This window comes from Thiomicrorhabdus sp. ZW0627 (genome assembly GCF_029767005.1).
Lineage (GTDB): Bacteria > Pseudomonadota > Gammaproteobacteria > Thiomicrospirales > Thiomicrospiraceae > Thiomicrorhabdus.
This window is the reverse complement of record NZ_JARUQR010000001.1, coordinates 201,609-216,221: the sequence shown is the minus strand read 5'-3', so window position 1 is coordinate 216,221 and position 14,613 is coordinate 201,609. Positions and strand designations below refer to the sequence as shown.

13 protein-coding genes are annotated in these 14,613 nt (G+C 47.5%); 3 read left to right on the top strand and 10 right to left on the bottom strand.

What is annotated here, in order from left to right:
• Positions 1-71: 71 nt before the first annotated feature.
• The 9 genes from QCB45_RS01055 to gyrA form a co-directional block, all read right to left on the bottom strand.
• Complete coding sequence (locus QCB45_RS01055; protein WP_279418688.1) at positions 72-377, bottom strand: integration host factor subunit beta; 306 nt, start codon at positions 375-377, stop codon at positions 72-74.
• 162 nt (positions 378-539) lie between these two features.
• Entirely contained in the window at positions 540-2,201 is a 1,662-nt protein-coding gene (rpsA, locus tag QCB45_RS01050) for a 30S ribosomal protein S1 (RefSeq protein WP_279418687.1), read from the bottom strand.
• Positions 2,202-2,399: 198 nt separating this feature from the next.
• Positions 2,400-3,080 (bottom strand): (d)CMP kinase, encoded by a 681-nt coding sequence (gene cmk, locus QCB45_RS01045; RefSeq protein ID WP_279418686.1) that lies wholly within the window; start codon positions 3,078-3,080, stop codon positions 2,400-2,402.
• The gene (gene aroA / locus QCB45_RS01040; RefSeq protein WP_279418685.1) at positions 3,081-4,421 is read right to left on the bottom strand and encodes a 3-phosphoshikimate 1-carboxyvinyltransferase; all 1,341 of its coding nucleotides are present in this window, start codon (positions 4,419-4,421) and stop codon (positions 3,081-3,083) included.
• 44 nt (positions 4,422-4,465) lie between these two features.
• Positions 4,466-5,335, bottom strand: coding sequence for a prephenate dehydrogenase/arogenate dehydrogenase family protein (locus QCB45_RS01035; protein ID WP_279418684.1), 870 nt, complete (start codon positions 5,333-5,335; stop codon positions 4,466-4,468).
• Between the two features lie 26 nt (positions 5,336-5,361).
• A complete protein-coding gene (gene hisC / locus QCB45_RS01030; RefSeq protein ID WP_279418683.1) occupies positions 5,362-6,486 on the bottom strand; it encodes a histidinol-phosphate transaminase in 1,125 nt (374 codons plus the stop codon).
• 59 nt (positions 6,487-6,545) lie between these two features.
• Positions 6,546-7,652 carry a prephenate dehydratase gene (gene pheA / locus QCB45_RS01025; RefSeq protein WP_279418682.1) on the bottom strand — a complete coding sequence of 369 codons (1,107 nt, stop codon included), beginning with the start codon at positions 7,650-7,652 and terminating at the stop codon, positions 6,546-6,548.
• Between the two features lie 34 nt (positions 7,653-7,686).
• Positions 7,687-8,781 carry a 3-phosphoserine/phosphohydroxythreonine transaminase gene (serC, locus tag QCB45_RS01020; protein WP_279418681.1) on the bottom strand — a complete coding sequence of 365 codons (1,095 nt, stop codon included), beginning with the start codon at positions 8,779-8,781 and terminating at the stop codon, positions 7,687-7,689.
• 83 nt (positions 8,782-8,864) lie between these two features.
• Positions 8,865-11,504: a DNA gyrase subunit A gene (gene gyrA, locus QCB45_RS01015; protein WP_279418680.1), complete on the bottom strand. Its 2,640-nt coding sequence runs from the start codon at positions 11,502-11,504 to the stop codon at positions 8,865-8,867.
• A 281-nt stretch (positions 11,505-11,785) separates the two neighbouring features.
• Between gyrA and ubiG the strand changes: the two genes are divergently transcribed.
• The 3 genes from ubiG to QCB45_RS01000 are packed head-to-tail and all read left to right on the top strand — an operon-like array spanning position 11,786 to position 13,890.
• Complete coding sequence (ubiG, locus tag QCB45_RS01010; RefSeq protein WP_279418679.1) at positions 11,786-12,505, top strand: bifunctional 2-polyprenyl-6-hydroxyphenol methylase/3-demethylubiquinol 3-O-methyltransferase UbiG; 720 nt, start codon at positions 11,786-11,788, stop codon at positions 12,503-12,505.
• 3 nt (positions 12,506-12,508) lie between these two features.
• Positions 12,509-13,195 (top strand): HAD-IA family hydrolase, encoded by a 687-nt coding sequence (locus tag QCB45_RS01005; protein WP_279418678.1) that lies wholly within the window; start codon positions 12,509-12,511, stop codon positions 13,193-13,195.
• A gap of 11 nt (positions 13,196-13,206) precedes the next feature.
• Positions 13,207-13,890: an SDR family NAD(P)-dependent oxidoreductase gene (locus QCB45_RS01000; RefSeq protein ID WP_279418677.1), complete on the top strand. Its 684-nt coding sequence runs from the start codon at positions 13,207-13,209 to the stop codon at positions 13,888-13,890.
• A 75-nt stretch (positions 13,891-13,965) separates the two neighbouring features.
• On the opposite strand, the gene QCB45_RS00995 is transcribed toward QCB45_RS01000, so the two are convergent.
• On the bottom strand, positions 13,966-14,595 hold the full coding sequence (locus QCB45_RS00995; protein ID WP_279418676.1) for a DUF502 domain-containing protein: 630 nt from the start codon (positions 14,593-14,595) through the stop codon (positions 13,966-13,968).
• Between the last annotated feature and the right edge of the window lie 18 nt (positions 14,596-14,613).

Sequence of the window (14,613 nt, the reverse complement as noted above, 5' to 3'; positions counted from 1 at the left end):
CTATCGGAAGTATAGGGAAATTATAGAGGAATAATAAAAAAGGGGCTACCAAACGGAGCCCCTTTTTTAAATTAAGCTATGATATCTGTCGTATCTTTAGAAGAATCGACGCGCTCCCTTAAAGTCTTTCCAGGCTTAAAGTGCGGTACGCGCTTATCCGATAACTTGACCGTTTCCCCTGTTTTAGGGTTGCGGCCGATCCTAGCTTTTCTATGATGCAGACTAAAACTCCCAAAACCGCGAATTTCAATCCTCTCTCCTTGAGATAAGGTGTTGATCATAGAATCGAGAATTTTATTTACTGCAATCTCAACATCTTTTTGACTGAACTGAGTCTGCTTTCTTGCAATAAGTTCAATAAGTTCTGACTTGGTCATACGATAATGCTCTTATTATCTTTTTATTCTCGAAAAAGAGAGATTTCAATGAATCTGAGCATTCAATCGAAGAATTGAACACCCAGAAAGACCAAAATGTGACTTTAAAAAATCAAAAGTCACAAACACAACAGCCTAAAAGATTAGGCTGTTACTGCCAGACTACATTTTGTCTTTGAACAAATCACCTAGGGTGCTTGCAGCAGAAGCTTGCTGACCGGTGTAATCTTTGATTGCATCGGCTTCTTCTTGAGCTTCTTTCGCTTTAACAGAAAGAGAAACAGAACGGTTCTTACGATCGATGTTAGTGATCTTCGCAGAAACCTTATCACCTTCCTTAAGCACTGAAGATGCATCACGAGTGTCTTCCAACAATTCAGAAGCACGCAAGTAACCTTCAACTTCAGGAGCTAGATCGATAACAGCACCTTTTTCGTCTACAGACTTAACAGTCCCTTCAACGATGCTGTTTTTACCGTTGTCCGCAACAAACTGACCGAACGGATCTTGTTCCAACTGCTTAAGACCTAGAGAGATACGCTCACGCTCAGGATCGATAGAAAGGATAACAGTTTCTAGCTCATCACCTTTTTTGAACTCACGGATCGCTTCTTCACCAGTCTGATTCCAAGAGATATCAGTCAAGTGAACCAAACCGTCGATACCACCGTCTAGACCGATAAAGATACCGAAGTCAGTGATAGACTTGATGTTACCAGAGATTTTGTCACCTTTAGCATGAGTTGCAGAGAAGCTTTCCCATGGGTTAACAGTACACTGCTTGATAGATAGAGAGATACGACGACGTTCCTGATCAACATCAAGAATCTTAACACGCACTTCCTGACCCAAATGTACAACCTTAGATGGGTGAATATTGCGGTTAGTCCAATCCAATTCAGAAGTATGAACAAGACCTTCGATACCGTCTTCGATTTCGATAAACGCACCGTAGTCAGTGATGTTTGCAACCTTACCAGATGCTTCAGCACCGATTGGGTAACGAGCAACCATATCCGCCCATGGATCTTCTTCAAGCTGCTTAAGACCTAGAGAAACACGGTTACGTTCTTTGTCGAATTTAAGAACCTTAACTTCGATCTCATCACCAACCTGAACGATTTCAGATGGGTGGTTAACACGACGCCATGCCATATCAGTGATGTGAAGAAGACCGTCAACACCACCAAGATCGATGAATGCACCGTAGTCAGTAAGGTTCTTAACGATACCTTTAAGAACGCTGCCTTCTTCCATGTTAGATAGAAGCGCTTCACGCTCAGCAGAGTTTTCCTGCTCGATAACAGCACGACGAGAAACAACAACGTTGTTACGCTTACGATCAAGCTTAACAAGCTTAGTTTCAACTTCTTTCCCTTCAAGGAAACCGAAATCACGAATCGGACGAACATCCACAAGTGAACCAGGTAGGAAACCACGAACACCGTCAACATCAACCGTAAGACCACCTTTAACCTTACCGGTTACATAGGCCATAACCACTTCACCATCTTCCATGGCAGACTCAAGGCGATCCCAAGTCTTAGCACGCTTGGCTTTTTCACGCGACAAACGAGTTTCACCCATACCGTCTTCTAGAGACTCAAGGAAAACTTCTACTTCATCGCCAACAGCAACTTCTAGCTGGCCTTCAGCGTTCATGAACTGGCTCTTAGGAATAGCAGACTCGGACTTCATACCCGCGTCAACCAAAACGGTTTCTTTGTCGATGCCGACAACGGTCCCAACAATTAAAGAACCTGTGTTAAATCTGTCTTGTTCTAAAGACTCTTCAAATAATTCAGCGAAAGATAATTCACTCATGGATAAGTACCAATAGTTGTACATAGCCGACTATCATTTTCGAATTGGGGTTTCCAAAAACAATCGGGTCAGTTAAACAATTGTCGATTTCCCAAACAATCGACAGAAAAAACAAAATCCCTGTTTTGAACACAAAACAAGGATCAGTAAACTCTTTTAATTTCAATAACTTATATTACAAAGTCACTATTCAAGACATTATTTCAAGATGCCTCTATCCCACAGCAGGCTTTCTGCTTTACGACAGACCTGATCGATATCCAAATCACTGGTATCAATGATAATCGCATCATCCGCAGGCTTCAAAGGCGAGGTTGAACGGTTCGAATCACGTTCATCCCTTTCTTTTATGTCTTGAGTAATTTGGTGAATGTTAGCACTAACTCCTTGGTTTTTCAACTGTTTAACACGTCTTTCTGCACGCACTTCCGCCGAAGCCGTCAAAAACAGTTTCACAGCCGCATCAGGGAAAACAACCGTCCCCATATCACGGCCATCCGCCACCAAACCAGGAAGCTCTGCAAAATCCTGCTGGCGAGCCAATAAGGCTGCACGAACCTCAGGAATGGAGGCCACTTTTGAGGCGACTCCCGCAACTTCTTCAGTACGGACCTTTGAAGTGACATCTTCACCTTCATAAAGAATGCTGGTGGCAACGAACTCCACCGGCAACTTTTCCGCCAAAGCCGTCAGAGCTGACACATCATCCAGTGCCAATGCATGCTTTACAGCACCATAGGCCAGAGCACGATAAATCGCGCCGCTATCTAATAGATGGAAATTCGTTTTACACGTCAGATATTGGGCCAATGTTCCTTTCCCGACACCACTTGGTCCGTCAATAGTGATGACCGGAATTGCTTGCTGCTGAACTGTCATTCAATCTTCCTCAACCGCTTCAACCTGCATCCCGACCTGATTAATCAAGTCCAGGAATATCGGAAAAGAAGTATTTACATTGGCACAATCGTCAATCACGATCTCGGAAGCCGCATTCAAACCGGCAATCGTCATCGCCATGGAAATCCTATGGTCGTGATGACTCTGAATCTCGCCCCGCTGGGCACTCTGTCGTCCACCGTTGATGATCATACCGTCCGGCGTAGGCTGGGCATCGACGCCAACCGCGTTTAAAGCATCCGCCATCACCTGAATACGATCCGACTCTTTAACTCTAAGCTCCTCGGCACCAGTCAATATCGTCTGACCTTCCGCGCTGGCAGCTGCAACGAACAACACCGGGAATTCATCAATCGCTAACGGCACCAAGTACTCAGGGATATCGATTCCCTTCAAAGGCGCATACTTGATATGCACATCGGCAACCGGCTCACCACCAACCTCATGTGGATTTTCAAGCGTGATGTCAGCCCCCATCAACTTCAGAATTTCAACTACCCCAGTACGCGTCGGGTTCATACCGACGTGCTCGATCACCAAATCGGAACCTTCCGAAACAGCGGCGGCCACCATAAAGAAAGCCGCTGACGAGATGTCCGATGGTACGTCAATATGGCGTGCGGTCAAACGTCCACCACCTTGCAAACAGGCCTTAGTGCGGCTCTCATCCAACTGGTTCGAGACCACCTCATAACCAAAACCGTTTAGCATGCGTTCAGTATGATCACGGGTCGGCGCAGGTTCTTCCGCACAGGTTCTCCCCTCTGCATACAGGCCTGCCAACAATACACAAGACTTAACCTGAGCGCTCGCCATCGGCAAAACGTAATCGATCGCTTTAAGCGTCTGGCCATGGCCGAATATTTTCATCGGCAAAGTACCACCCTCGGCGGTTTCGATCTTAGCCCCCATCATAGCTAAAGGGTCGGTCACTCGCTTCATCGGGCGTTTAGATAGAGAGGCGTCACCAATTAATTCGCAATCGAAGTCCTGCCCTGCAAGTATCCCCGCTAACAAACGCGTAGACGTTCCCGAATTCCCCATATCCATAGGCTTTTCAGGCTTCTTCAAACCACGCAAACCAACTCCGTGAATGGTCACATTTCCATTATCAGGGCCTTCGATCTGCACTCCCATATCTCTGAACGCCTGTAACGTAGCCAGCGCGTCCGCACCCTCAAGAAAACCGGTTACGGTCGTTGTGCCTTCGGCGATAGCGCCCAACATGATACTACGGTGAGAGATCGACTTATCACCCGGAACTCGGATACGGCCTTGAATACGGCCACCCGGTTGAACAATGAATTTTACGTTTGCCATAAACTTTTACTTTTATCTTCTAATAATTAAATGGTTCGACTGAATCAATCCTTGTTCACGATATGCAGATCACGCGCCTGCTTCGCTTCATTGAAAAGGTGATACAAACTGTCGGAATCTTTCTGCTCGACCATAGTGATCAATTCGGTCAACGACTGCTGATAATGTCTCAACCACTTGGCTATCGCCTCGGAATTATTCACGGCGATGTCTCGCCACATAACCGGGTCGCTGGAAGCGATGCGGGTGAAATCACGAAAGCCACCTGCCGTATACTGGAAAACATTTCCAAGCTCGGGATGCTCGTTCAACAATTCAACCAAGCTGAATGCCAGTAGATGTGGAAGATGGCTGGTTGCTGCAAGTACTTCATCATGATAACCCGGATCCATAGAAACCACATTTGCACCCAATGCCTTCCATAAATTTTCAACGACTTGCAAAGCTTCAATGGAAGTTTCAGCAGTCGGCGTCAGAATCACTCTGTGATCAACAAACAGATCCGAAGTGGCCGCCTCCACACCACTCTTCTCCTTACCCGCAATAGGATGGCCGGCGACAAAATTGGGCGGCAATTCTCCAAACACCTCTTTGACGGCTTCAATGACACTCATTTTGGAACTACCAACATCCGATAGGATGACCGATGATTTCAAGTGTGGCTTCATGGACTCCAACACCGATGACATTGCCCCCAAAGGCACGCCAAGCATAACCAGATCACTCTCTTTCACTGCTTCGGCTATGTCGGTCGAATAAGTATCCAAGACGCCCAATTCAACCGCCTTCTTCAAATTGGATTCATTATGACCGAACCCCGACACCTCTTCGACTAGACCGGCTTCTTTAATTCCTTTTGCAAAAGAGCCGCCAATCAACCCGACCCCTACTACTGTTATTTTTTTTAATTTCATTTAATTCTTTATTTTCCAGGCGACTTTCAAGCCGCACTCAATTCTTTCAAAACGAACTTCAAAGCTTCGATAAAGTGTCGGTTTTCTTCACGGGTTCCAATCGAAATACGCAACGTCTCCGGCATCTTGTAATTCCCCAGAGGTCGAACGATCACCCCTTGATGTAACAAGGCTTGATTGACTTCTCCCGCATGCTCACCGAAATGCGCACAAACGAAGTTGCCGCTTGAAGGGATCCATTCAATACCCAGCTCGGCCAAGGCATCACAAATCTGCTGCATACCTTCGCGGTTAACTTTGACGCTTTGACGCACAAAATCCTGATCCTTAATCGCTGCCATCGCCGCAACCTGGGCATAATGATTAACATTAAAAGGCTCTCTCAACTGGTTGATATATTGAACAACCTCCTTACACCCAACCATATAACCAATCCGCAACGAAGCCAATCCGTAAGCTTTTGAAAAAGTTCTTGATACCAATAGATTCGGATAGTCTGCAATATAATCCATACCGTTCGGATAGCCGTCGAATTCACAAAATTCCAAGTAAGCCTCATCCAAAACCACAACCACTTTTTCCGGAACACGGGAAATGAAACGCTCCCATTCAGTCTTTCCAAAAACCGTTCCGGTCGGATTGTTCGGGTTTGCGATATAGACAATCTTGGTTTTATCCGTGATTGCTTCAAGCATCGCGTCCAGATCATGCCCCCAGTTTTTTGCGGGCACTTCAACAGCCGTTGCGCCTACAACCTGTGCGGAGATCGGATATACCGCAAATCCGTATTGAGAATAGACTACTTCATCACCCGGCCCGGCAAAAACCCGTGCTGCCAACTCCAACAACTCATTAGAACCATTCCCTACAGCGATCTGCTCACTGCCTACAGACAAAAATTCCGACAATTCCTGCTTAAGACGGTAAGCACTACCGTCTGGGTAACGTGCGATCTCGGTAAGCTCGGACTGCACTGCTGCCACTACTCGAGGACTGGCACCAAGCGGATTCTCATTCGAAGCCAACTTTGAAACCCGGGTCAACCCCAATTCACGTTGCACCTCCTCCACCGGCTTACCCGGAATATAAGGGTGAATGCCCAATATCTGAGGCTGTACAGCATCACAAAATTGACCCGAAACGTTTTTCATAATCATCCATTCTCAATATGAGTGTTTATTTCTGACGGCCTTCAAATAAGCCGCGCCTATCAAGCTTCCAGAGGAGAGACTGGAAAAGATCCCAACAACTTGAAGAAAGAAGATTTAGCTTCCACTTCCTGCAAGGCCTGCTTCACATTCTCTTCTTCTTGATGCCCGAGAATATCGATAAAGAACAGATAATCCCATTTCTTATCGGACGAAGGACGTGAAATAATGCGGGTCATGCTGATATTGCGATTCGCAAAACAGGACAGTAATTCCAACAGAGCTCCAGACTTATTCTGAATCGAAACGATCATTGCAGTCTTATCCTGACCACTTGGCTGAGTGGTTTCACGGCCAATCACCCAAAACTTGGTGGTATTGTCGCGATGGTCTTCAATATGAGATTCCAAGATTCTCAAACCGTACAATTGAGCAGCCTGCTCGGAAGCGATCGCCGCCAGAGAATCATCCTCTTGAGCCAGCTTCGCCGCCAAAGCATTTGAGTCAACCGCTTCAAGCTCTGCCCAAGGCATATTATTCTTCAACCAATGCTCGCATTGCCCCAACGCCTGGCTGTGGGCAACGACCTTACGAATCTTTTCCAGGTCTTCACCTTTAGACAGTAAACAGTGATGAATCGCCAAATCCACTTCTCCAGAGATAGTGAGTCTGGTATGAATCATTTCGTTTTCGGTATTCTTTACCACACCTTCCGATGAATTCTCTACCGGAACGATTCCGTAATTAGCATCACCCTTCTCAACAGTGGCAAACACCTCTTCGATTGAAGAGACCGCCAAAGGATGTGCGGAAGAGCCAAACTGTTTAATGACGCTGGCGTGGGAATAACTGCCTTCCGGCCCCAAATAGGCGACCGAAATCGGTTGCTCCAAAGCCAAGCAAGCTGACATGATTTCACGAAACAGACGAGCCATCTCATTATCAGGCAAAAGACTGGTGTTTCGATCTTTCACGGCACGCAAAACCTGGGCTTCACGCTCAGGACGATAAAAGATGGTTTCCACCTTTCCACCCTGGGTTTTGATATCCGCCACTTTCTGCGCACAAGCTGCTCTTTGCCCGATCAACTCCTGAATCTGCGCATCGATCGAATCGATCTGATTACGAATGTCCGTTAACTGCTCTTGCTCTGTTCTCTGATCTGTCATCTTGCCTGACCTGGTCCACTCTCTGAAATTAAAATTAAGCGTTTTCAGCTGCGAATTTGCGCATAAATTCAATCAGCGCATCCACACCCGATTCAGGCATTGCATTGTAGATACTGGCACGCATGCCACCAAATGCCTTATGACCTTTCAAACTCAACAGGCCTGCCGACTTTGACTCTTCCAAAAATTTCGCATCCAAATCCGAATCCTTCAAGCTGAAGGTCACGTTCATCCAAGAACGATTGTGAGGAACAATGCTGTTATGATAAAAATCCGACGAATCAATATATTCATACAACTTCTGAGCTTTCACCTGATTAATCTTGGCGATTTCAGACACACCGCCAATCTCTTTAATCCAGGCAAATACCAGACCGGCCAGATACCATGCAAACGTCGCTGGCGTATTAAACATCGACTCATTATCTGCATAAACCTGCCAGTTCATTAGAGTTGGCGTCATTTCACGAGCTTGACCCACCAAGTCTTCACGCACGATAACGATTGCCAATCCAGCTGGTCCGATGTTCTTCTGAGCACCTGCATAGATCATGCCGTACTTGCTAACGTCGATCTTGCGGCACATGATATTGGATGACATATCCGCGATAACCGGCTTGCCTTGAGCAAACACCGCTTCCAGATCGTCTTCCTGAAATTCAAGACCGGTAATAGTTTCATTGGCACACAAATGGATGTACTTGGCATCCGGACTGAACTTCCACTCCGAACGATCCGGAATCGCAGTCGGATTAGCGCTCTCGCCGCCAGCAACCACATTCACATTCACATAACGACTCGCTTCTTTGATGGCCTTGGTCGACCAGACACCGGTATTGAAATAATCAACCGTGTCGCCTTCCTGAGTCAAGTTCAATGGAATTGCCGCAAACTGAAGTGAAGCGCCGCCATGAATGAACAATACCTTATAATTGTCCGGAATCTCCATAACCTCTCGCAGGTCGGCTTCCATCTGCTGTGCCACCTGCATGTACTCTTTACTGCGGTGACTCATCTCCATAACCGACATTCCGGTATGATTCCAATTCAAAAATTCTTCGGATGCTTTGCGCATCACCACTTCCGGCAACATAGCCGGTCCGGCACTGAAATTGTAGGCACGTGTCATTCTAAATTTGCTTCCTTGGTAACAAAAACAGGGCGGCTCCATAAATGGAGTCGCCCTACCTTATATTAAATTAAAGGGATTGATCAGGACTCTTCGCTGTCGTCCGCCTGCTCTTCAACTGTAGGCGCATCTACACTCTCGTCCGTTACGGTGGCGCCGCTTTCTACATCGGCGCCCTCCAAATCCATATCGTCTTCTTCTTCGATATCGACAACCGCCAGACCGACAACCTGCTCGCCTTTGCCGACATTGATCAGCTTAACGCCCTGAGTATTACGCCCTACTACCGACACCTCGGATACACGGGTTCTCACCAGCGTTCCTTTATTGGTAATCAAGACCATCTCCTGATCAGGAGTTACCGACACGGCTGAAACCACATCGCCGTTTCGATCCGTTGTTTTGATGGAGATAACACCTTGCCCGCCACGATTAATGGTCGAATAATCATCTACCGGTGTACACTTACCGAAACCGTTTACAGTCGCGGTCAAAATCAGTGAATCCGGCTTGGCGATCTGCATACTGATCACATGTGCGCCTTCCGGCAGTTTCATACCTCGAACACCACGTGCGGTACGACCCATGACTCGGACATCACTCTCCTTGAAACGGATCGCTTTACCGATGTTGCTGAACAACATCACATCCTGATTACCATCAGTCAAAGCCGTCCCGACCAGTTCGTCATCATCCAGCAGATCCACTGCGATAATACCGTTGGCACGAGGGCGGGAGAAATCTTTAAGCGCAACACGTTTGACGACCGAGTTACGGGTCGCCATGAACACGACGCGCTCATCATCAAACTCGTCAACCGGCAATACCGAAGTGATATGCTCACCATCTTCCAGAGGCAAAACGTTCACGATCGGCTTACCGCGGCTTCCACGGCTTGCCAACGGCAACTGCCATGTTTTCTGCCAGTACAACTTACCGCGGTTCGAGAAACACAACAACATGTCGTGCGTACTCGCCACAAAAAGCTGCCCGACTTCGTCTTCTTCTTTCATCGCCGTGGCCGACTTTCCTCGTCCACCACGCTTTTGCGCACGGTAGTCGCTTAATGGCTGAGTTTTGATGTATCCATCCTGAGAAAGAGTCACGATACGCTCTTCAACCGCGATCAAATCTTCAGCATCCAAGTCCTGGTAATTGAAATCGATTTCGGTACGACGAGTGTCACCGAAGGACTCGATTACCTCCTGCAACTCTTCTTTGACCACTTCCGTCAAACGATCCGGATTTCTCAAGATTTCAAGGAATTCTGCAATTTTCTCGATCAATCCCTTGTACTCTTCAACAATCTTATCCTGCTCCAAACCGGTCAAACGGTGCAGACGCATTTCCAAAATCGCCTGAGCCTGAGCCGGAGACAATTTATAGACATCCCCGTCAGCTCCGAAACCAGCTGGCAAATCTTCCGGACGGATATCGCTCATATCGACACGTTCAAGGAAGTCGATAACATTTCCAACCGGCCAGGATTTCTCCAACATGCGCTCTTTCGCGACTGCCGGACTTGGTGATGCCTTGATCAACTCGATCATCTCGTCGATGTTATTCAACGCAATCGTCAGACCTTCTAAAATATGTGCTTTTTCACGCGCCTTACGCAGCTCAAAGATCGTGCGACGAGTTACCACTTCACGGCGGTGCTTCACAAACGCTTCAATAATCTGCTTCAAGTTCAATAACTTAGGCTGACCGTCAATCAAGGCAACCATATTGATACCAAACACCGTCTGCATAGACGTCTGCTTGTATAAGTTATTGATAACGACTTCCGGAACCTCGCCTCTACGCAATTCGATAACGATACGCATACCGTCCTTATCGGATTCGTCGCGTAGCGCCGTAATGCCTTCGATTTTCTTCTCCTTAACCAACTCAGCGATTCGTTCGATCAGACGCGCCTTGTTGACCTGATAAGGAATTTCCTCGACGACAATCTGGCTCTTACCACTCTTATCCGTCTCGACATTGGTCTTGGCACGGATCTGGACACGTCCACGACCTGTTTCATAGGCTTCGCGAATTCCTTTGTTACCGTTGATGATACCGTGAGTCGGGAAATCCGGCCCCGGCAAGTACTCCATCAAACCAGCGATATCAATTTCCGGATTATCGATGTAAGCCAAACACGCATTGACCGTTTCATTCAGATTGTGCGGAGGGATGTTAGTCGCCATCCCAACGGCAATCCCGGAAGAACCGTTGATCAACAAATTAGGGATACGAGTTGGAAGAACAACCGGCTCGGACTCGGAACCGTCATAGTTTTCCGCAAAATTCACTGTCTCTTTATCAAGATCGGCTAACAAATGATGGGCGATCTTTGCCATACGAATCTCGGTGTAACGCATCGCAGCGGGAGAATCGCCGTCAACCGAACCGAAGTTACCCTGTCCGTCCACCAACATATAACGAAGCGAGAACGGCTGCGCCATACGGACGATCGTGTCATACACTGCAGTATCACCGTGGGGATGATATTTACCGATTACGTCACCGACAATACGTGCCGATTTCTTATAAGGTTTGTTGTAATCGTTGCTTAGTTCGTTCATCGCATAAAGTACGCGACGGTGAACCGGTTTTAAACCATCTCTTACATCGGGAAGCGCTCGTCCTACAATAACGCTCATCGCGTAACTCAGGTAGGACTGTTCCATTTCATCTTCAAGCGAAATGGGAATAATTTCACGTGCAAATTCAGACATCAATCATCCAATCTATTTGTTAACCAAATTAAAGCCCACATTATACTCAATTTCTTCATTCAAAGCGACATTAATAACAAGCTTTCAACGCCCTTCGGACCACTTTTTGAGCGTTATTCAAGACACTTATAGCCACACAAAGACAACTCTGGAATTTAGGCCGACAAAACACGCTCAAAAAGGTATAATTTTGGACTTATTTTTTCAACACTGTAAGCTGACGTTCGGACCTCGGGAATACGTGTCCGACTAAAGCAAAACAGGTTAGCAAAAGAGACACTATGACCGAATCGACTTTTCACAAAGGCAATGCCGATCAAGCCGAACTGGATAACTTCAACCGATTGTCCAACACCTGGTGGGACACGGAAGGTGAATTCGGTGCACTGCATAAGATCAACCCTTTCCGTCTCGATTTCATCAGACGCCACCAAACGATCGAAAACCAGAGCATTCTGGACATCGGTTGCGGCGGCGGAATCCTGTCGGAATCGCTTGCGGTTGCAGGTGCACAAGTCACGGGAATTGACCTGGCCGATGAAGTTTTGACCGTTGCGAAACTGCACGGCTTGGATTCGGGTGTGAAAGTTGACTACCAGCTGATCGCTGCCGAAGAGTATGCCCAGAGCAACCGTGAACGCCACGACATCGTCACCTGCATGGAAATGCTGGAACACGTACCGGATCCGGCCTCCATCATCCAGGCGGCGTCCGACTGTGTCAAACCAGGTGGCTGGGTGTTCTTTTCCACCCTTAACCGTAATTACAAAGCCTACCTGCTGGCGATTTTCGCCGCCGAACAGGTCATGAACCTCGTCCCCAAGGGCACGCACAGCTATGAAAAGTTCATCACGCCAGCCGAGATGGACGAGATGGCTCGTCAGGCCGATCTGTTCTTGCGCGACAGCAGCGGCATCGAATTCAACCCGTTATTAAACCGTTACGGCCTGAGCGACAAGGTCGACGTCAACTACTTGCTTGCTTATCAGAAAGCGGAATAATCCATGACCACAGAATGTATTCTTTTTGACCTGGACGGCACCTTGCTGGACACTTCTTACGATTTTGCGTATGCGCTCAACCGTACACTGAATGATTTCGAACGCCCTCAACTGCGTTATCAAGACATCCGTAAAACCGTTTCACAAGGCGGTCTGGCTATGACCAAACTCGGCTTCCCGGATTTGGAAGGTGATGAACTGGAAGAAAAACGCCAGCACTTTCTGAAAATCTATTTTGAAAACATCGCCCATCACACCCAGCTGTTTCCGGGATTGCTTCCGGGTCTCGAATTTCTGGCCGAAAACAAGATTCCTTGGGGCATCGTCACTAACAAACCCGGCTGGCTAACGGAAAAACTGCTGTCGTACTTCACATTTCCTAGCCGCCCATTGGCGGTGGTCAGTGGTGATACGCTTGAAGTCCGCAAGCCGCATCCGGAACCGATGTATCTGGCAGCAGAACAGTGCGGCGTCTCACCCGAGAATTGCCTGTATGTAGGAGATCATCCTCGCGACATCGAAGCGGGCATCAATGCCGGCATGAAAACCGGAGCCGCCCTATTCGGCTACCTGCCGGAGTCAGCCGACGACAATAGCTGGCCTGCCGATTATTTCTTCGCAACGCCGTATGAGATCAGCCAGTTTCTGCAAAGCATGAAAACACCCTTCAATACGAAAACAGAAAATTAAGAGTTAAAGTTATGAGTGTATATTTAGTTACCGGAGCCGCCCTTGGTCTTGGAAAAGCCCTGAGCACCCAACTGATTGAACAGGGTCACGACGTCATCCTGCTGGATAAAGACCTTGGCGCTCTCAACAAGCTCTATGACGAACTGGACTCAGAATTAGCGGCACTTTATCCAATGGACTTGTTAGGCGCCAACATCGACCACTACCAGCAGTTGCAGGATATTCTCACTGAAAACTACGGCCGTTTGGACGGTGTTTTCCTGAATGCCGCTACCCTACCGGCATTTACGCCGATCGCGCAATTCGATTACAAACAGTGGTATGAAGTACTGCACACCAACCTCAACGCCAACTTCCATCTGATGCAGGTTACTCTGCCATTACTGCTTAAATCTTCGAAAGGTCAGCTAGTGGCCGTTTCGGATCAAAACATCGAAGAGCATCCTGCGTTTTACGGCGCCTACGGCGTTGCCAAAGCCGGTTTGGAACAAATGATAAAAAGCGTGGCGGCCGAACATAGAGAGTTGCCGCTCGAATGCTATCTGGCCAAGCTTGAGGCGTTTGCCACGGAAGCCCGCGGCAGACTGTTTCCGGGCGAAAATCCTTTAAACCTACCAACACCGGAAGAGATGGCCAAGCACATCATCGACATCGTCCTGCATGGCCTGAATGCAGAGCTTGTCCATAAACACTAAAAATTAAGACGGCCAAACTCTAGACATAAAAAAACCAGCAGGCCTGCTGGTTTTTTTATGTCCGAAAAAGACGGTTCAGCGAACCTCTTCAGGCTTCTTCGTTTTCTTGACCGGCTTATGATTCGATGTCGATGCCACACCGGCAGTCAAAGTGAAACGCATCGCCTCCTCCATGGTCATATCTACCGGCTCAACTGCCGAACGCGGCACCAGCACAGCATAACCGCCGATCATATAACTCAACGGCAGGTAGACCAAAATACTCTCTTCATCATTGAACCCTTGCGGCAACTTGTTCGAATCGTTCTGGGTGATGAATCCCACCAATTTCATGCCATTAAAGGTCACCGACACCACCTGGTCAAATTCCTGCTCTTTTTTAGGCGAAAAGTAATCGAAGAAATCCTTCATCGCCCGGTAGATCGGTTTGACCACCGGCATATTGGAAAATAACGCCTCAAATTTGGAGAAAACCGTTCGCACAATATAGGCGTGCATCAACATACCAATGATAAACAGCACGGCCAAACCGGCAATTACACCCATGCCCGGCCAATACATCTCTTCCGGCATAGTGGCTCGAATAACGCCGCCCAACATCGATTCTGCGGTCACTGCCATCCAATACAGTAGATAAAAGGTCAAAAACACCGGTAAAATCGTAATGATTCCGGTCAACACATTGCGACTGATAAATCCAAACACCATTAATCCTTTAATTCA